General features: G+C 42.8%; 18 protein-coding genes and 1 pseudogene. 16 read left to right on the top strand and 3 right to left on the bottom strand.

Going from position 1 to position 18,449, the window contains the following annotated elements:
• Positions 1 to 17: 17 nt before the first annotated feature.
• From ABNN70_RS00510 to ABNN70_RS00450, 13 genes and pseudogenes are all read left to right on the top strand, one after another.
• Complete coding sequence (locus tag ABNN70_RS00510) at positions 18 to 218, top strand: hypothetical protein (RefSeq protein WP_129930468.1); 201 nt, start codon at positions 18 to 20, stop codon at positions 216 to 218.
• Positions 219 to 321: 103 nt separating this feature from the next.
• The gene (locus ABNN70_RS00505) at positions 322 to 513 is read left to right on the top strand and encodes a DUF2933 domain-containing protein (protein ID WP_129930466.1); all 192 of its coding nucleotides are present in this window, start codon (positions 322 to 324) and stop codon (positions 511 to 513) included.
• Positions 514 to 716: 203 nt separating this feature from the next.
• The gene (locus ABNN70_RS00500; RefSeq protein WP_353948386.1) at positions 717 to 992 is read left to right on the top strand and encodes a DUF2933 domain-containing protein; all 276 of its coding nucleotides are present in this window, start codon (positions 717 to 719) and stop codon (positions 990 to 992) included.
• Between the two features lie 426 nt (positions 993 to 1,418).
• Positions 1,419 to 3,494 (top strand): copper-translocating P-type ATPase, encoded by a 2,076-nt coding sequence (locus ABNN70_RS00495; protein ID WP_353948385.1) that lies wholly within the window; start codon positions 1,419 to 1,421, stop codon positions 3,492 to 3,494.
• A gap of 18 nt (positions 3,495 to 3,512) precedes the next feature.
• On the top strand, positions 3,513 to 3,884 hold the full coding sequence (locus ABNN70_RS00490) for a cupredoxin domain-containing protein (protein WP_129930462.1): 372 nt from the start codon (positions 3,513 to 3,515) through the stop codon (positions 3,882 to 3,884).
• Positions 3,885 to 3,919: 35 nt separating this feature from the next.
• The gene (locus ABNN70_RS00485) at positions 3,920 to 4,573 is read left to right on the top strand and encodes an isoprenylcysteine carboxylmethyltransferase family protein (protein WP_353948384.1); all 654 of its coding nucleotides are present in this window, start codon (positions 3,920 to 3,922) and stop codon (positions 4,571 to 4,573) included.
• A gap of 202 nt (positions 4,574 to 4,775) precedes the next feature.
• Complete coding sequence (lgt, locus tag ABNN70_RS00480; protein ID WP_353948383.1) at positions 4,776 to 5,567, top strand: prolipoprotein diacylglyceryl transferase; 792 nt, start codon at positions 4,776 to 4,778, stop codon at positions 5,565 to 5,567.
• Between the two features lie 38 nt (positions 5,568 to 5,605).
• On the top strand, positions 5,606 to 6,049 hold the full coding sequence (locus ABNN70_RS00475; RefSeq protein WP_353948382.1) for a hypothetical protein: 444 nt from the start codon (positions 5,606 to 5,608) through the stop codon (positions 6,047 to 6,049).
• A 44-nt stretch (positions 6,050 to 6,093) separates the two neighbouring features.
• Positions 6,094 to 7,257: a geranylgeranyl reductase family protein gene (locus ABNN70_RS00470; RefSeq protein WP_353948381.1), complete on the top strand. Its 1,164-nt coding sequence runs from the start codon at positions 6,094 to 6,096 to the stop codon at positions 7,255 to 7,257.
• A 116-nt stretch (positions 7,258 to 7,373) separates the two neighbouring features.
• Positions 7,374 to 7,766 carry an Hg(II)-responsive transcriptional regulator gene (gene merR, locus ABNN70_RS00465; RefSeq protein ID WP_353948380.1) on the top strand — a complete coding sequence of 131 codons (393 nt, stop codon included), beginning with the start codon at positions 7,374 to 7,376 and terminating at the stop codon, positions 7,764 to 7,766.
• 20 nt (positions 7,767 to 7,786) lie between these two features.
• Positions 7,787 to 9,421, top strand: a complete 1,635-nt coding sequence (gene merA / locus ABNN70_RS00460; RefSeq protein WP_353948379.1) for a mercury(II) reductase — start codon at positions 7,787 to 7,789, stop codon at positions 9,419 to 9,421.
• Positions 9,422 to 9,683: 262 nt separating this feature from the next.
• Positions 9,684 to 10,106: pseudogene (locus ABNN70_RS00455) on the top strand (Rrf2 family transcriptional regulator).
• A gap of 188 nt (positions 10,107 to 10,294) precedes the next feature.
• Positions 10,295 to 11,455, top strand: coding sequence for a peptidoglycan DD-metalloendopeptidase family protein (locus ABNN70_RS00450; RefSeq protein WP_353948378.1), 1,161 nt, complete (start codon positions 10,295 to 10,297; stop codon positions 11,453 to 11,455).
• Positions 11,456 to 12,401: 946 nt separating this feature from the next.
• Here the strand turns inward: ABNN70_RS00450 and ABNN70_RS00445 are convergent.
• The 3 genes from ABNN70_RS00445 to ABNN70_RS00435 are packed head-to-tail and all read right to left on the bottom strand — an operon-like array spanning position 12,402 to position 15,053.
• Positions 12,402 to 13,316 carry a lysylphosphatidylglycerol synthase transmembrane domain-containing protein gene (locus ABNN70_RS00445; RefSeq protein ID WP_353948377.1) on the bottom strand — a complete coding sequence of 305 codons (915 nt, stop codon included), beginning with the start codon at positions 13,314 to 13,316 and terminating at the stop codon, positions 12,402 to 12,404.
• Positions 13,317 to 13,370: 54 nt separating this feature from the next.
• Complete coding sequence (locus tag ABNN70_RS00440) at positions 13,371 to 14,519, bottom strand: glycosyltransferase (protein WP_353948376.1); 1,149 nt, start codon at positions 14,517 to 14,519, stop codon at positions 13,371 to 13,373.
• Positions 14,520 to 14,534: 15 nt separating this feature from the next.
• Complete coding sequence (locus tag ABNN70_RS00435) at positions 14,535 to 15,053, bottom strand: glycosyl-4,4'-diaponeurosporenoate acyltransferase (RefSeq protein WP_353948375.1); 519 nt, start codon at positions 15,051 to 15,053, stop codon at positions 14,535 to 14,537.
• A 563-nt stretch (positions 15,054 to 15,616) separates the two neighbouring features.
• Between ABNN70_RS00435 and ABNN70_RS00430 the strand changes: the two genes are divergently transcribed.
• The 3 genes from ABNN70_RS00430 (at position 15,617) to ABNN70_RS00420 (ending at position 18,363) form a co-directional block, all read left to right on the top strand.
• Positions 15,617 to 16,117: an AAA family ATPase gene (locus ABNN70_RS00430; protein WP_353948374.1), complete on the top strand. Its 501-nt coding sequence runs from the start codon at positions 15,617 to 15,619 to the stop codon at positions 16,115 to 16,117.
• Between the two features lie 80 nt (positions 16,118 to 16,197).
• The gene (locus tag ABNN70_RS00425) at positions 16,198 to 17,142 is read left to right on the top strand and encodes a hypothetical protein (protein ID WP_353948373.1); all 945 of its coding nucleotides are present in this window, start codon (positions 16,198 to 16,200) and stop codon (positions 17,140 to 17,142) included.
• 672 nt (positions 17,143 to 17,814) lie between these two features.
• Positions 17,815 to 18,363, top strand: coding sequence for a YdcF family protein (locus ABNN70_RS00420; RefSeq protein WP_353948372.1), 549 nt, complete (start codon positions 17,815 to 17,817; stop codon positions 18,361 to 18,363).
• Positions 18,364 to 18,449 lie beyond the last annotated feature (86 nt).

Genomic DNA, 18,449 nt, shown 5'->3' with positions numbered 1-18,449 from the left:
AAGGACGACGTGCAGCCATGAAAAAAATCGATTGGTTTCTTTCCCTTTTTTTAATTATTATGGGGCTGACCTGCCTGTTCTTCTCCGCTAATGCCTTTGGCCACGAAAGTTTACTCGCTTTCGGAAGGACTTTTGTCAGAGCCTGCATGTGGGTCGCCTGTCCGGTGGTCGTCATCGGCGGCCTCTATTTATGGTTTCATTACCGAAATAAACGGTAGTCCCTCCAAATTTTCTTTTTCGTATAAAGACTTGTTTTCCACACAGATTCCACACAATTCCTGCCTATAATTCAGTATAAAGAACGAGAGGAGGAAGAAATCGATGGATTGGTCATGGCTACTCTTACTTGCCTGCCCCCTGATGATGCTTCCCATGATGTTTATGATGAAGGGGGATCATTCAGACGCAGATCATTCGAAACACCAGAAAAATTCGTCTGAATTAAACGAACTGAAGGAACAGAATCACCTTTTACGCGAGCAACTGCAGCAACTCAAAAACAAAAATGAATAACCAGGAGACATGTTTTATGTCATGTTGCGGAGATCACAATCATCAAGACCATCAATCTGAGCACCATCAGCACACTCAGCAGCACACGCCTACTCATGAGGCGCAGAAGAAATCGGATCTGTTAAAAGGACACAATGATCATCATCAGGGGAAGCGCCAATCGTAAAACAGTAATAAAGGAATAGAATTCAGGAGGGATTTCGATGAATTGTTGCGGAAATCATGATCATCAGAGCCATGAAAATCACAACCAGGGAAATAACAATCTGGATCATCATGGAACGCATAATCACAACCATAGCTTGATGATGGCGATCTGCTTCATCATTCCCATCGCCGTGGTTGTCGGTTTATTCTTAACAGGCGGCGTTTCAGGATCCGCAAATCTGCTTATTCTCGCTGCAGTCCTCATTTGCCCATTGATGCATCTGTTCATGATGCCGGGAATAATGAAAAAAGATAAAGAGCACCATCATTAAATGTAAATTAGAAATGAAAAAGATAATTTCAACGGCAGGGGCGAAAAATCGATTCGGTTTTTTCGCCCCTGTTTAATAGTCATTGTAGATATTAAAGGCGGATGAAAAGATGACAAAACTTAAGGAGCAACAACAAATGTAACTCGAGATTATAAAATTCATGACATTCATCATATTAAAAGAGACGAATGGGCATCAATCGATCAGCACCTTATTATTTAGTAGTTGTAAACAGATTCTACATGCTTTCTACTCAAATTCTACATGATTTTCCTATACCATCTATAAGTGAGGGGAACCTATTCAATAAGGTACATGGCAGGCAGTCGACAACCATTTAACAAACATGAGCGATGGTTTGGATCATCCATTTAAAGAAGAACAAATTAACCATGTTTTTTTAAAATTTCAAAGGAGGGGTGAAAAGTGAGAGAAGAAGACACGATGATGGAAGGTCATACACATTCAGAACAAAGGAGCGACCAGAAAAGTTCCGGTGAAGAACAGGAATATCGTTCTTTGATGAGAAAATGGTGGCGGGCAGCCATCGTATCCGTTCCTGTTATCTTAGTCTCTTATCCAAATTTATTTGGGCTGGGAGACCTGTTGCCAATGGGCAGTGAACAACTCTGGTGGACGCGGTTGGTCATGGGTTTGTTAGCTCTGTATGTTGTCATTCGAAGTGGCGGACAATTTTTTATCGGAGCATGGGAGAGCATAAAACAACGCTCCGCAAATATGAATACGTTGATCGCAACCGGTGTATCGGCAGCGTGGCTCTATTCAATGATTGCCCTGTTTTGGCCGCAAATTTTCCCCCGCCCGGAAATGGCCGATGTATATTACGATGTGACTACGGTTGTTACGGCACTGGTTGTGCTTGGATCGGCGTTAGAAGTCAAAGCGCGAGGGCGTTCGTCTGAGGCAATCAATAAGTTGATCGCTCTGCAGCCGCAGACAGCGAATGTTGTTCGGAACGGGAAGGAAGTCAAGATACCGCTTGAAGAAATAAAAATCGGCGATCAGATCATCGTCCGGCCGGGTGAAAAGGTTGCTATTGATGGGATCATTCTTTCCGGAGGGTCGGCGATTGATGAATCCATGCTGACCGGGGAATCCATCCCGGTTGAAAAGAAAAAGGGCGATGAAGTGTTCGGAGGAACACTGAATAAAACGGGAAGCTTCACACTTCTCGTGACCAAGGAACAAAAAGATTCGGCTCTGGCCAACATCGTCGAGATGGTTAAGCAAGCTCAGGGCTCCCGGATACCGGTTCAAAAAGTAGTCGATAAGGTCTCGTCTATCTTTACACCAGGGGTGATTATCGCAGCCATACTTGGTTATCTCGTCTGGTTTAATTTTGGGCCGCAGCCCGGATGGGTTTACGCCCTGGTCGTTGCCGTGACGACATTGATTATTGCCTGCCCATGTGCCTTGGGGATGGCCACTCCAATGTCACTCACGACAGGCATTGGGAAGGGAGCAGAAAATGGGATTTTAATTCGTTCAGGAGAAGCACTTCAGATTGCCCAAAAACTGGAAACCATTGTTATGGATAAAACCGGTACCATTACGGAGGGTAGGCCTTCCCTGACAGATATCATTCCATTAGGAAGTTTCTCTAAAGTAGAAGTTCTTTTGATTACCGCATCGATTGAACAAGGTTCAGAGCATCCACTGGCATCCGCTATAGTGGAAAAGGCAAGAGAAGAAGGGCTGACAGTTGTTCAAAGTACAGACTTCAATGCGATCCCGGGACATGGAGTCGAAGGAATTGTGGACAGGAAGAAAATCTATTTTGGCAACTTAAAATTGATGAAAGAAAAAAATATTCCGCTGGACGGTTTTCAACGTTATGCCTCATCTATTGCCGATCAAGGAAAAACGCCGATGTTTCTGGCAATTGATGGAGAACCTGGGGGAATTGTCGCAGTTGCAGACACGGTAAAGAGTGATTCGATATCCGTTATTCGTGAATTGAAAGCGATGGGCCTTGAAATCGTAATGATTACCGGGGACAATGAGCGGACGGCTCATGCGATTGCCAGACAGGTCGGTATTGGTCGAGTACTGGCAGAGGTGCTTCCGCAGGATAAAGCTGAGAATGTCCGAAATCTCCAGAAAGAGGACAAAAAGGTGGCCATGGTTGGTGATGGCATTAATGATGCACCTGCGCTTACTCAGGCGGATGTCGGTATTGCAATCGGAACCGGTACAGATGTCGCAATCGAAGCCAGCGATATTACTCTAATTTCGGGCAGTCTGAAAGGGGTCGTCAGTGCAATCAAAGTGAGCCGCGCAACGATGAGAAACATTTACGAAGGCTTATTTGGTGCCTTTATATACAACGCAATCGGCATTCCCGTTGCTTTAGGCGTCCTCTATCCCTTCACCGGAATCTTATTATCGCCGCTTTTCGCTGCGGCCGCGATGGCTTTCAGTTCTTTAACCGTTGTCCTTAATGCTAATCGTTTAAAGGGATTAAAATTAAAATTCAGTTAAAAAAAGAGGGTGATTGGATTGGATTGGATTGTTACGATCGGAGGATTGTTATTAGTGGGTGTCATAGCCTGGTTTTTCTGGGGACCGAAAAAAGGTGGGAGTCAGGCGGAAATCAATGCATCCGGATACCAGGAAGCAAAGATTCTTGTCAAGAATGGTTACAATCCTTCCCGAATTTTTGTACAGAGCGGGAAGCCAGTTCGATTTGAATTTACTCGAGTTGAGACCGGCGCATGCGACGGCATGGTGGTCTTTCCCGATTTTGAGAAAAGCGCAACGCTTCCTGCCGGCGAGAAAGTGATCGTCGATCTTCCTCCTATGAAAACAGGTGCCTATGATTTTAATTGCCAAATGGGCATGTTCAAGGGAAAGATTATTGTTAAAAACTGAAACAAATAAAAACAGCTGAGAGGGGAGATTTAGTCTTGCCGGAGAATGAATACGCATATGGTCTATGGGGCGCTGTTCTGTTTAACATCATTTTCTTTGGACTATTTGCACTGTCTGTTTTTAAGCCGACAACGAAGCGGGACTGGCGAACCTTAGGGGCATTTACAGGATTTATAGTCGCGTTGTTCAGCGAGATGTTCGGTTTTCCTTTGACCATTTATATTCTGACATCGATTTTAGGTAAAAATTATCCGGTCCTTGATCCCTTCAATCATATAAATGGCCATCTCTGGGTGGCGCTAACGGGAGGATCTCCGGTATTGTTTGAAATTCTGCATCCATTAAGCAATGTGTTTATTTTTGGTGGGTTAATTATAATTTGGATTGGTTGGAGAAAAATACATTCTGGCCATGGAAAATTAGTCCAGGATGGAATTTATCGATTTGTCCGTCACCCTCAATACACTGGTTTTGGACTCAGTATCCTTGGCTTCCTGATACAGTGGCCCACATTGATTACGCTGATCATGGCACCAACATTATTAATTATGTACAGAAAACTGGCCAAAAAAGAGGAGCAAAATATGATACAGGAGTTTGGCAAAGAGTATATCGATTATATGAAGAGAGTACCCAGGTTCATTCCCCGGATTCATTTGATTAATTTTACAAAAAAAGAACACACGTAAAAAAGTTGACTATGGTTTAATCGTCATCTTTTCTTATTTACTTATAGATAGAGTCGAATCATTAACGCCACTAAATGACATCTGCCGATAGTGAAAACAAAAACGGGGTATCGTTTTCTTTACTGTTTCTATATCATTTCCACAAATGTTTACTATAAGATTCAAATTAGAAAAATGAGATTCATGGAAAGGATGACGATACGTGTGGTTTCCAGGACCTGTTTTATTTAGGGTTGGTCCAATAGCGATCAATACTTTAGGAGTATCAGTTGCGCTTTCAACACTGCTTGGTTTATGGATCGTGAATCGTGAGGCCAGAAAGCAGAATATTAATGCCGATTATATGGTTGAATTTGCTCTCTACTGTGTACTGGGTGGAGTCATAGGGGCGAGATTATGGTATGTACTTTTTAAATGGCCTTATTATGCGGCTCACCCAGGAGAAATACTTATGGTTTGGATGGGTGGACTGGCCTTGCAAGGTGGAATTCTTGGTGGGATTTTAATTGGCATCTGGCTTGCGAAAAAACATAAGTTGCCGGTCTGGCAGGTAGCGGATATCGTCGCTCCGGCGTTAATACTCGGAATGTCTATCGGTCGTTTATCCGATTTTCTCGCTGGTGATGCCTACGGTATTCCAAGTGATTCGTTCCTGGCTGTTACATATCCTCCGGGAACGTTTGTCTACCATGCCTTTGGTAGCACGCCGGTATTGCCAACACCCTTATTCGAAGCGATCGGCGATCTTGTGATTTTGGGTATTCTGTTTTTGATTAAACACAGAAAACCATTTCAAGGATTCTTGTTCCTTCTGATGCTGGAATTATACTCGATTTTGAGATTTTCGTTGGAGTTCTGGAGAGGCGACAGCCTCAGTACCGTATTTAATTTGAAAACAGCTCAAGTGACTGCCCTGCTTACAATTATAATCGCTATTGGTTTTATGATCCGACGCTATAGGCAAACGAAAAATTATCAAAGGGAAAAAATTTAAGGAAACAGGGAATATAGAGAGTAGAGAGGAGAAAAGTTATGAGAAAGCGAGCGCTTGAATCTGATTCGGATGCAAAGAAATCAGGTCAGGGGAAAACTTGGCTGAAGTCAATAGGATCTGTTCTGTTCGCCATTCTTGCTACCTCCCACCATTGGCTGCATGTACTGTTAATTTCAGTGGGTCTGACATCGATTGGAGCGTTTTTATTTAATATGTCACCTCTTTTGAAGATGATTCTGTTAATTGTTTCTCTGCTTATTTCAGTCCAATTTATTTTCGTTGCAAAACGTAAATGGCGCCATGAACGATCCATCGCATGGGTTTATGCTATCTCATCAATTCTTTCGATTGTGATTGTATTTTCTGCGATTCCCCAAACGATCGCCACATTCGTTCAGCCTTCTCCTGATACACAAAATCAGGATTCCGACAATGACAGTATAAATACTCATGATCACAATCATGGCGTTACGAACAGGTAGTCCGTGCAATTATATTCTAAGTGATGTAAGCTGGAGGAATTAAAATGGATTCAAGGCTTTATGATGTGATTATTGTCGGAGCAGGTCCCGGTGGCAGTTCACTGGCAGCAAAACTTGCTGAAGCAGGGCTTCATGTTTTAATTGTAGAGAAGCAAAGTTTTCCGCGTTATAAAGTATGTGGAGGCGGGGTAACCAAGAGAGCCCTCCTGAAAATGCCGATTGATATCACACCGATTATTCGAGATCAGATCACTTCATTTGTCACGGTGGAAGGGAATCATGATATTCAGGAGTTTAAACATAAAACGCCGTTTATTTATATGGTAATGAGAGACGAATTGGATCAACTACTGGCGAAACATGCCGTTGACTGTGGTGCAGAACTGAAAGAGGATTCCTTCGTTAAAAAAGTGGTCGAGCATGGTGGAGGGGTCGAGGTCTTCACAAGGGATGAGAAATATTCAGGACGGTATTTGGTTGGAGCCGATGGCGTAAACAGTATCGTTGCGAAACAGGTCGGGTTAATGTCGGAACGCAGGAAAGCTCTGGCATTGGAATATGAATTCAGATGTAACCAGGCAACAAACACAAAATATAAACACAAAGTTATTATTGATTATACCAGTGTACCTGACGGATATATATGGATATTTCCGAAAAATGGAATTCTATCGGCAGGTATCGGTTCTTACTCGTTAGGTCAGAAATTGATGTCGAGATATTTGCATTCATTTCTGAACCATCAGGAAGTGAGTGAAGATCTTCTAAGTGCGAAAGGATCTTTTTTGTCTGCCAGCGGTACCCGGCAGACAATCATGACGCAACGAACAGCATTAATCGGAGATGCAGCCGGACTGGTCGATTCATTTGCCGGAGAGGGCATCTATTATGCTTTGTGGAGTGCTGAATTACTTGCTGACCATTTAATAAAGACGATCAGGGATGGATATAATGAAGCATTTTCAACCTATCAAAGAGATGTTGATCTGACAATCATGCCCGAACTCAGTACATTGGATCAGTTTGGCCGGGAATTTTACAAAGATCCGAAATTGATGCAAAAAATTGTTTCTCGTTTCCCTAAGTTATTAAGCTTACTTTTTGATGTATTAGAAGGAAAAAGAGATTATAGCAAACTGTACAAGAAATTCAATATAGTAAATTTGTATGACCAATTTTTTAATCAGAAAAGCTCTTTTTTCAGTTGAGTCCATTCTAAAAGAACGATTAATGATTTTATCGTTATGATATGGAGTTATGTTTAGGAATAAGAGTTGACCCTGTACTTTGGTACAGGGTTTATATTGTATATGAGGTGAAACAAATGAGGTTACGAATCGGACAGCTGGCCAGCCGAACTTGCGTCAACAAAGAAACGATCCGGTACTATGAACGGCTGGGGCTTATTTCAATTCCCTCTCGTACTGCTAAAGGATACCGTCTCTATACGACTCAAACAGTGGATCGAGTGAATTTTATTAAAAAGTTGCAGAGATTAGGATTTACATTGAATGAAATTGACAAGTTGTTAGGTGTTGTTGACCGCAATGAAGTGAAGTGCAGGGATATATATGATTTTACCGTTAACAAGATTAGTGAGATACAGCGTAAAATCGGGGAATTAAAAAAAGTAGAAAAGATGCTTGTCGATCTGAAAAAAAGATGTCCTGAGAATAAAGAAATTTATGATTGCCCCATTATTGGATCTTTAATGTGAGAATACGAGGAGGAACTCATATGATAACGTATCGAATGACTGTTCAGGGGATGACCTGTGCCAGTTGTGAAGACCATGTGGCAAGTGCTCTGGAACATATTGGTGCAAGAAACATTAAGGTTAATTATCATCGTGGAGAAGCCTTTTTTAAGCTACCAGTTAATATTAAAAAGGAGGCTGTGGAACAGGCAATAGTTGAAGCACACTACCAACCCGGGAATTTTATGCAGATTCAAACAGAAGGAGATTCTGATAAAGAAGACGATTACGATTATATTATTATTGGCTCTGGCGGTGCGGCTTTTGCTTCAGCCATTAAAGCCAGAGAGTATGGTGCCAGAGTGGCAATGATAGAAAGAGGTATAGTGGGCGGTACCTGTGTCAATATCGGTTGTGTTCCTTCTAAGACCTTGCTCAGAGCCGGGGAAATTAATAACCAGGCAAAAAATCATCCATTCGAGGGATTGCACACTTCAGCAGCTGAACCTGATTTAGCACTACTGGTTAAGCAAAAAAATAAATTGGTTGAAACATTACGGATCCAAAAGTATGAAAGTTTAATTGGAACTTATGGTTTTGAACTTATTAAAGGAGAGGCAAAGTTTGTCAATGAAAAAACGGTCGAAGTGAATGGCAGACAATTGACGGCAAAACGTTTTTTAATCGCCACCGGTGCTTCACCGTTCATACCCGATATTCCCGGATTAAATCATGTGGATTTCTTAACAAGCACAACTTTACTTGAACTGAAAAAGGTCCCGAAACGTCTTGCGGTCATCGGTTCCGGTTATGTAGGTTTTGAATTAGGTCAGCTTTATCATTATTTAGGTGCGGAAGTCACGTTGATGCAGCGGGGCAATCAATTATTAAAAAAATATGATTCGGAAATATCGGAAACCATAAGGCGAGCTTTAACACAACAAGGTATTCATTTTATTACCGGAATAAAATTCAAGCGTATCGAACAAGACGGGCAGATAAAGAAGGTTCATATAGAGACTGAGGGTAAGGAACAAGTTATTGAAGCAGAGCAGCTACTTGTCGCAACAGGACGCAAACCGAACTCAGCAGACTTAAATCTGTATTTAGCAAACGTTAAGGTCGGTACCCAGGGCGAAGTCCTCATTGATGAATTTTCCAGAACGTCCAATCCACGTATTTATGCAGCTGGGGATGTCACGCTCGGCCCGCAGTTCGTCTATGTCGCTGCTTACCAAGGCGGTCTTGCTGCAGACAACGCTGTCGGAGGACTTAGTCGAAAAGTTGACTTAGGCATTGTACCGGGCGTTATGTTTACAACGCCATCAACTGCCACGGTTGGATTAACGGAAGAGCAGGCACTAAAAAAGGGCCTTAAGGTAAAAACGTCTGTTCTGCCTTTAAATGCCGTGCCCAGAGCAATCGTTAATCGAGAGACGACTGGTGTCTTTAAATTAGTGGCAGAAGCAAAGACGCTCAAAGTCCTGGGCGTCCATATTGTCGCTGAAAATGCGGGAGACGTGATTTATGCTGCAACATTGGCCATTAAGTTCGGGCTGACTGTAGAAGATCTTCAGAAAAGTCTTGCACCCTATTTGACTATGGCGGAGGGCCTGAGATTAGCAGCACTCACATTTGACAAAGATATATCTTCGCTGTCTTGTTGTGCAGGATAACAATATTAATAATTAAAGAAACAAATTAAAACTAATTTAAAAAGACATAACTCCGATGACAAGTTACTTCAAATCAGAATGATGTTGTTTTACTGATGTTTTACTGCTGCCATACGTAATGGCAGGTGTTTCGCCTCACAACATATTTTGTTTCTACATAGTTTCCAAACAAAATCCACACATTTATTGCTTATTATCTTTAAATAGAAAATATCGAAACTAATTAATGTCATGTTAAGGGCAGTTAAGGGAGGTCCTTTTGATGCTGATTTCGACAAAGGGCCGTTACGGACTGACGATCATGATGGCTTTGGCCAAAAATCTGGGTAAAGGACCACTGTCGTTGAATGCAATTGCTAAGGCCTATAATCTTTCCGAAAATTATTTGGAACTTCTGGTCGCCCCTCTCCGTAACGCCGGATTAGTATAAAGTGTACGTGGTGCATACGAGGGGTACATTTTGTCGAAAACCCCAAAAGAGATCACGGCAGCGAATGTTATTCGGGTGTTAGATGGCCCGATTCAACCTGTAAAAGTCGCTGAAGAAGATGAATTAGCAAAACGTGAAATGTGGGCAAAAATTCACGATGCCGTCTGTAATATTTTGGAGGGGACAACGCTTGACGATTTGATTCATAATGATTCAGGCTCACAAATTCAAGGTCCGAATATGTTTTATATTTAGCGCAATGTTCGAATGGACCAATTGAGGGGTTCTAAAGGGGTGAAGCAGAATAAAAAATATAAATGAAATTTAAAGGGCTTGAAAATTTAAGAGATAGTTGTCAGACATATCATTCAACGTAGTACGGAACGGGGGTCTTTCACCTAATACTCCATAGAACAGAGAGGAAGTTAAAGGGAAAGAAATTAGTGAAAAGAAACTATTTACACGTGACTATGACTTTAGGGATGGTACTTTCATTAACGCTTGGTTTTAATGCGTATAACGCACAGGCAGCATCTGATCGCCAAACGGATATTAAACAGAATCTATCAAACAATCCACAACTAACAAACAACAATAAGCAACAAGATGTGGTCGTTAAACGAATTAAGGCCATTGAAAAGCGAATTGAAACACTACAAAAAAATGTGATGGACAAGCAGAGCAAATTAGATGAGAGTCAAGAAAAATCCAGGTGGTTGAATAAGGAAATTAATCGGCTGACCAGGCAGATCAATGCCAGAGAAAAATTATTAAAAAAACGACTTCGTTCCATATACATCAATGGAGGGGCAATAAGCTATCTTGATGTACTTTTAGGTGCAGAAAGTTTTGGGAATTTTCTTGATCGGTTATTTGCACTGAAAGTTATTTATGAAAATGATCAAAAATTACTGACCGCCCAAGAGAATGATAAGAAGCATCAGGTATTTAAAAGAATTTCTTTAATAAAGGAACAAAGAAAATTGCAAAATGGATTGGCGGATTTAAGAAAATTAGAGAGGGATCTTTTTAATGAAAAGGAAGATCAACGCCGCGAGTTAGCGTTATTAAGAAAAGAAGCTTCAAAAATCAAAGAAAAAGAAATGAATAAAAAAGAAGAAACAGAAATTGCTAAAGCTCAAACGAGCGAAGTCAATAAGCAGATGCCGTCAATAGAAATTAAAAAATTATCTGTGAGCCGATCGGTTTTTATAAATCCTACTAAGGGTTATATCTCATCAGGTTTTGGTAAGCGGTCGTTTGACAATAGCTTTCACCCAGGAATTGATATTGCGAACATTGACGGAACACCGGTAAAAGCGTCTGCGGATGGAGTAGTGTTCAAAGCCTATAAATCTTCCAGTTATGGTAATACAGTGATACTATCTCATAGAATTAATGGGAAATTGTATACGACGGTTTACGCTCACCTAAATGCTTATAATGTCTCTGCAGGTGAACGAGTGGCACAGGGCCAAGTCATTGGAGGAATGGGTAATACGGGGGAATCATTTGGTTCTCATCTACATTTTGAATTATACATAGGTCCCTGGACTCCGCCACCACATAAGGGAGCAGTTAACCCAGTGAACTATATTCAATAGAATGATATTTTCTACCAATGCATGCATTAGGGGTAGTTACCAGCAGGTCCACATTTTCACTTCATTATGTGAGCTGTAGCTTTCACTGCAGTCTCAAAGTTATTATGGAAAAGTATTGTTTATTCCCGTAACATCGACTATAAAATAGAAATGGAATCAAAAAGTTGCTGTTATGAGCTCATATTCACATAAACAAAGTAATCTTCCAAAAGAGCTCATTTTCATTGTAGGATAGTCAGGTATATAGAATCATGTCAGATAACAATAAAAATATCCATTCAAAAGCCCGCACGGATAATGATTCCGTCCGGGCTTTTATAAACAGGAGGTATTCCACAACAAAAGCAGCAAGCATGAACATCTATTTTTGGAAATGTCCAACTTGAAACTGAACATGCTGCCTACCTTTGATTGCCATCATCCAGATCGTTAAATATTTAATGTGATGTCATTCGATGTAATTCGCAGCAAAAAAAATTGAAACGCTTTGGAACGATCTTTTATCAACAAGGTCCGGGTATATTACTGCTGTAACGGTAATGCTTTATTCTTTAAGGCAGGCCTGGGAAATTTGAAAATTGCCTGCAACTGACCCCAGGTGGGGATCACTGCCCGCAGCAGCCCGATGGGTTCAACGAACAATCAGTGGGGGGATGACAGGCTGAAAACAAGGGCGTCCTGTCGCAACGCCGGCCCGAGCACGCCCTGTGCCCGAGAAGCTCTCACTGATTGAAGTATCACTTTATCCGATACCGGGCGGCATATCAGCTAATCAAAAAGTGCTTTCAAAAGGCGTGGTACAATTTTCGATCGATTAATGGATCCCGTACGAATGAATCCGCAGGGTCCGTTTTTCAATTCAGGGTCGCTGTGCAAACGAATGACAGTTCATTCGGCAGGCTGCATCAGAAAAAGGCTTACCGATCGTGTTCGTGACTGCCCGGCGTTATTTCTGTCGCAGCAACTTTTTCAGTTCCTTCCTATATTTGCTTTTCAGGGCAATGATGTACAGGATGATGCCCATCGGAAGCATGGCTGCATACAGGCTTACATGAAGCAGCAGACCGACCGACAGTGCGGTGCTCTGCGGGACCCCCAGTCCGGCAAGGCCGATAATGACTCCGTATTCAAAAAGACCGACAGCCCCGGGTGAGGCGGGAATAAATCCGATAATATTCGTCGTGGCGAAAACAGCCAGTGACATCCGCAGCGATGCAGACAGGCCAAATCCGCAGGCAGCAAGCCCCAGCCATGTGGCGATAAGCAGCAGCAGATAGGATAAAAAGGCCCAGAACATCATTTTCAGCAGGCCGATATTTAAGTAGTCATTCATATATTTGCGGAATCGCGGAATCAGGAAAATACTTGCCAGAAACACGACGGCAAGAGCAATACATATAAAGAAAAGGATCCATAACGTCCGTACGATTTCAGGGTCTCTGAACCCGGAGAAGGGAACAGCAAGGAGTGAAATCATGATGATTGCGATCGAGTCGGCGATAGCCGGTATCACCACCAGTTTCGTACGACGAATCGCGGAGTAATCAGCCGGGAAGAAGGCCAGACGCAGGCCATCACCAATATGGAGAGGCAAGACCATGTTCGCTGCATGTCCGATGCCAACAATCTGAAAGGCAGTCAGCCGATCTATGTTTGGATCCATACCCCGTGTATAGCCCAGACCGCGAATATAATTGGAATAGATCGTGATGACAATGGAAAAAAAGACAAGGACCCAGTTGATTTTCGATTGTGACAGCAGACTCAGATCCAGTTTTCCGAGCGACTTTATTGAATAATAGATGATCACGATGGTGATGATTATTCCTGCGATAAGCTTGAATTTTGTTTTCCCTGACATCTGGTGACTCCTTACTGATTACTGAACTTTTTGCCGGTTTGTGGCCGGCGGCTCTCAGGCGATTGGAAGGCTTCGTGACGTGTGGGCTTCACTGGCTGTTTGAATCAGCCGTTCAGTGATTCTGCGGGCAGACTCCGGTTTTCGAAAACGGTATTGGTGTTCAGCCAGCCGTTTCAGCTGTTCACCATGATTTTTCATTAACGCTGAAATGATGTTTGGCAGGCGGTCCACATCTTTGCAAACAAAACCTAACTCATATTTTAAGACAAATTGAGGGTTCCTGGCTTCCTGCCCCCGTAATGCTCCGGTCACGATGACCGGTTTGCACAGATTAACGGCCTCCATTAAGACATTGGGGCTTGCCCGCATGATCAGAAGATCTGCTTCCTTCATCCGTGTGCTCATTTCCCTGACAAAGCCATAGATCGTCACCCGGTTTCCGGCAGAGGAGGAGTATAATGCCTTCTCCATTGTTTTTTTTAAATGTGCATTATGACCGGCAATAATCGTGATCCGGATATTCTGATTCCTTAACAGCGTTCTGGCGATCCTGATTACCTGGGCTGACCCCTGACTTCCACTGATAAGCAGGACAGAGAGATCTTTCCGGTCTTTAAGCGGCCGGTGAAAGGGAGTATCAGGGTTCAGGTCACAGAATTCTCTGCGGACCGGGAATCCGGTCAGAATCAGCTGATCTTTTGCCATACCTGCTTTTAACATCCTTTGTCTGGACTCTTCCGTTGGGCAGAGAATATATTTCGCCCGCTTGTCTGCCCAGAGACTGGTGACATGGTCCAGATCAGCAATCAAAGAAATAACCGGAATGTCCAGACCTTCCTGACGTAGAATATGAATCACAGATCCGACAAAGAGGTTATGTACGGACACGATGATATCCGGATGGAAGATATGGATCTGTTTTAACAGAGATTTTCTGATACTTCGTGCAATGAATAAATTGACCAGCGGTTTAAACGGTGTGCTGAGCTGATAGATCAGTCCCCATAAGGCGGGAAATTTAATCGCAAATGAATCATAACTGCGGCTGGAAAACCGGAGGAACCCGTGACCGAGTTCAAATCCGTCGATAACGGAAAATGCTGTTTCCGGAGAAAGAAGAAGAAGCTGCTGACTGAGTGCTTTAATAATACTTTGATGCCCACCGCCAGTATGCTTAGAAGAGATAAACAGGATTCTGTTCACGTTAATAGTTCCCCTTTAAATATCTTTATGGATGACTTCCCAGTCGTGGACCATACGATCATTCATATCCGTTCTTCTGCTGGAGAGGATGGCCAGGATTCTGGGCCGGTTATATCGCTGTATGATGATATACGGGAGATTAAGCAGGACAGCAAGAAAGATCATCAGAAGCGACATGCCGGTCGGATTCCACTGGGTGAAAATGAGAGAACTGAGAATAATACACCAGTGGGCAAGTTCAGCACGGCAGGTCTCCAGTGCAAATCGATACAGATAATCCGTATTGTGATGCTCCATCTGTTTTTTGGAAAAAAGGAATGAAAGAAAATCACTGAGTTCCGGTAACCGGTTCTTCCATTTTTTTACGCTTAAACAGTCCTGATAGATTCTTCCGTTTCTCTCCCAATTTCTTACTTTGAACAGCCAGCTGTCAAAATGGAAGATCGATAAGGGCAGCTTTATCGATATGAATGTGTTGACTAAAGAGATGGTCAGAAAAATGAATAGATTATTCATTATTGTAAAGAGTTTCACAAGGTTCATCTCTCTTTTTCGCGTAATCGCTGCTGCCTGTACACATCATCTATGCGAATCGAACCGCCTGATGAAAAGCAGCGGCTAAATCAATGAATTCTTATTTAACTATAGATTAAAAGACCGATAGAATCAATATGACAGGCAGGTGCGGGACATGAACAGCCTGTCATTTGACGAGGACAGAAGGGACTGTTACCCCGGATGGTCGGTAAGACCTCCACCTCAGGGTCATGAGAGAAAACGAACGATGCCCGGGTGGGGGACTCGCTGTCCGCAGAAGCCCGATGGGTATAATTGACAATCAGCGGGGATGCGCGCAGGCTAAAAACGAGGGCGTCCTGTCGCAATCCTGCACGAGCACGTCCTGTGCGTCGATCCCCCCACGGATTGAAGTTTCACTTTATTGCGCTCGCAGTGAAGTGGCTTTTCAGCGGCACATCAGTACCATCCTTACTGATCCGCAAAAAGGGCTTCAGGTTTTGACAGGGTCAGGGTGTATAATCGATCTCAAAACACAGCAATACGGGTCGCGGATAAAAAATGAACGAGGATTGATGAGATTGAAAAAATTGATCATAATTAATGGAACAATGGGCGTCGGAAAGTCAACCGTTTCGGAAATCGTCGCGGACAAACTGGTACCAAGTATATATCTTGATGGCGACTGGTGCTGGAAAATGAATCCCTGGGTCTTCTCGGAAGAAAATAAAGCAATGGTCACAGACAATATTACATATTTACTGAATGCATATTTGGCGAATTCTTCATTTCGCTATCTTGTCTTTTGTTGGGTGCTTCATCGTGAATCCATTTTTGACCAGATTCTCTCGCAATTGCATGGTGATTTTGAACTGTATAAATTTTCGCTGATCTGCTCAAGAGAAACATTACGTGAACATTTCGCAAAGGACGTTCAAAACGGTATCCGAACGATGGATGCACTTGAGAAAAGCTATGAGCGAATGGAGCTGTACCAGAAATTAGCGACACAGAAAATCAACGTGAGCCATCTTTCCGCTGAACAGGCAGCATACAAAATCATTGACCGGATTGGGAAATAACGGTTCAAGGTATAAATCAGGTCACAATGCGTAATACCGGCTAAGAGTAACTTAAAGCGTGTCTGCGGGAGTTGATTCCAATGAATTCGAGATGCCATGAGTTAATGCAGTTGGCCATGAGCTTTATTGCTTCTTTTTATCCCAGTGCATGCTGCGTTTCAATTGGCGGCTCGGCAGCAAGAGGAACAGCCGATCAGTACAGTGATCTTGATTTGACAGTCTATAATAATTCGACACAGATGTGCGATCAAAACATCGAATTTCGTCATACCCTGATCCAGGTTCAATGTTCTCCAATACCGCGGCTGGAAGCTGTTTACCAGAATCCCTGGGCGTATCGCTTTCTAAACGAAATTAAAATCATTAAAGACAAAAACAATCTTCTCAGCTGCGTCCAAAGTGATGCGAAAAAATTTTTAAATTCATCAGCAGGTCAGAAGAAGATGATTCGTACGGTCCAGGCCATTGTTCAGGACAGGATTCTGGCTACAAAACGTTTTTTTCAGGCTGGTCGCTTCTATTCGGCGACGAATGCGGCGATGGGTGCCTGGTCGGAGGCTGCTTTTTTGAATTTATTTCTGAAGGAAGGCAGTCTGTCCACAAGCCGCGTTATCCCTTGCATTCGGAAGGATCAGGACCTGTACCGTGCGTTTCGGACACATGCATCTATTCGTGATTGCGACTTTATGACTGACTTTTCGCCCATTCTTCACCGGCTTCGTGAGTACTTAAGAGCACATCATGTGAAAGCACCTTTCGATCTTGATCCATTGCAGGAGAAATTGGTTGAACGTAAGAATAAGCGATTCATTGAAACAGGCGACTCCTTTAATCTTCAATGGCAGATGTATGGGGAGGCGCTGTGGTTATTTTTCTGTATAAATGATTCCATCAGTTTTGAACACGTCTATGATCAACTTCCAGAAAGACTCCAGAGAGAATTAAGTTGGATCGGCTTTACACCCTTAGAAAAAGATAATCTGGACGGCCTGTGCAGTTTGAGCAACAATATATTGAGCGATTGATTTAATGAAAATTCCCGGCAGGTATCTCGTGCCTGTAAATAGTATTATTGTCTTGGTTCATGAGCGGAGATTTTCCGCTTAAATGCAGAATAGAACGGGTTTCGAAATCTAATAAGCGGAGGATTTCCGATTAGGCAATGAAAAGTCCTCCCAATTTCATGTTTTTTGAGTTAACAGGCGGAATCCCTCCGTCTATTGAAGCTCCCTGGTATCCTTTTTACTAGGTTAAGCGGAATTCCTCCGTCTATTGAAGCTCCCTGGTATCCTTTTTACTAGGTTAGGCGGAATCTCTCCGTCTATTGAAGCTCCCTGGTATCCTTTTTACTAGGTTAGGCGGAATCCCTCCGTCTATTGAAGCTCCCTGGTATCCTTTTTACTAGGTTAAGCGGAATTTTTCCGCCTAATTTATATGGCCTGGTTTCTGCGCAACGTCCACAATCGGCTGGACAAAAACACAAAGTGGGAAATGGGCACCGCGCCCTTTAGGGCGTGGTGGATGATCGAATACAGGTATTGTTATCCGTCAGTTTGTCAATCAGCAGGAATTTCTTTACTGCGGGAAAGTTGGCTCAGGTTCCGATATCCGTTTTATAGAGAAATAAAGGAATTGGCCATAATCCTGTGGAAGTGAAAAAGGGAAAGGGAATTCTAAGGAAAGCAGGAGAGAATCGCATGTCGCATCCCTTTGACTGTATTACAGACTTCATGTTCTTTGAAACGCCGGTTAAACCCTCAAATATCATTTTGATACCCGGGAGCGGCCAGTCCGGACTAATGGTCAGGGCGGCAGAGCTCTATCATCAGGGGCTAGCTCCCTTCATTCTTCCATCCGGAGGGAAAAGTCGGAACGTTCCAACGACGGAATGGGCATTTTTACGGGAAATCGGACTGTCTCTGGGTGTACCGGACGGGGCAATTCTTAAAGAAGATCAGGCAACCAATACCTTTGAGAATGCGAAATATTCCTGGAATGTGCTGCAGCAGAAAGGCATAACGCCTGAAAAAGCTATCCTTGTTTGTAAAAACTACCATGCACGAAGAGCGTTGTTAACCTATCAAATTCACTTTCGTCACACGCTTTTCTATGTCAGCCCAATCGTTGACCGGACGGGGATAACGAAACAAAACTGGTTTCTGGATGATCATCGCATTCATGTCGTCATGAGAGAGATGGAGAAAACAGGGAAATACATGCGTCATTATATTTCCCGTATGCTCTGATTTTAGAAAAATATTAGAAAACGGACTCGGAAATTGTTCGTTATGTTAAAATTAGAAAGGATATACATTTTCACATTTCAGAAAGG

This window comes from Sporolactobacillus sp. Y61 (assembly GCF_040529185.1).
Taxonomy (GTDB): Bacteria; Bacillota; Bacilli; order Bacillales; family Sporolactobacillaceae; genus Sporolactobacillus.
The sequence above is the reverse complement of the archived record's forward strand: the minus strand, read 5'-3'. Positions and strand labels throughout refer to the sequence as shown.

Coding starts and splice junctions, on each gene's coding strand:
- ABNN70_RS00510 (WP_129930468.1), top strand. CDS start 18: ATGAAAAAAATCGATTGGTTTCTTTCCCTTTTTTTAATTATTATGGGG.
- ABNN70_RS00505 (WP_129930466.1), top strand. CDS start 322: ATGGATTGGTCATGGCTACTCTTACTTGCCTGCCCCCTGATGATGCTT.
- ABNN70_RS00500 (WP_353948386.1), top strand. CDS start 717: ATGAATTGTTGCGGAAATCATGATCATCAGAGCCATGAAAATCACAAC.
- ABNN70_RS00475 (WP_353948382.1), top strand. CDS start 5,606: ATGAGAAAGCGAGCGCTTGAATCTGATTCGGATGCAAAGAAATCAGGT.
- ABNN70_RS00470 (WP_353948381.1), top strand. CDS start 6,094: ATGGATTCAAGGCTTTATGATGTGATTATTGTCGGAGCAGGTCCCGGT.
- merR (WP_353948380.1), top strand. CDS start 7,374: ATGAGGTTACGAATCGGACAGCTGGCCAGCCGAACTTGCGTCAACAAA.
- merA (WP_353948379.1), top strand. CDS start 7,787: ATGATAACGTATCGAATGACTGTTCAGGGGATGACCTGTGCCAGTTGT.
- ABNN70_RS00445 (WP_353948377.1), bottom strand. CDS start 13,316: ATGTCAGGGAAAACAAAATTCAAGCTTATCGCAGGAATAATCATCACC.
- ABNN70_RS00425 (WP_353948373.1), top strand. CDS start 16,198: ATGAATTCGAGATGCCATGAGTTAATGCAGTTGGCCATGAGCTTTATT.
- ABNN70_RS00420 (WP_353948372.1), top strand. CDS start 17,815: ATGTCGCATCCCTTTGACTGTATTACAGACTTCATGTTCTTTGAAACG.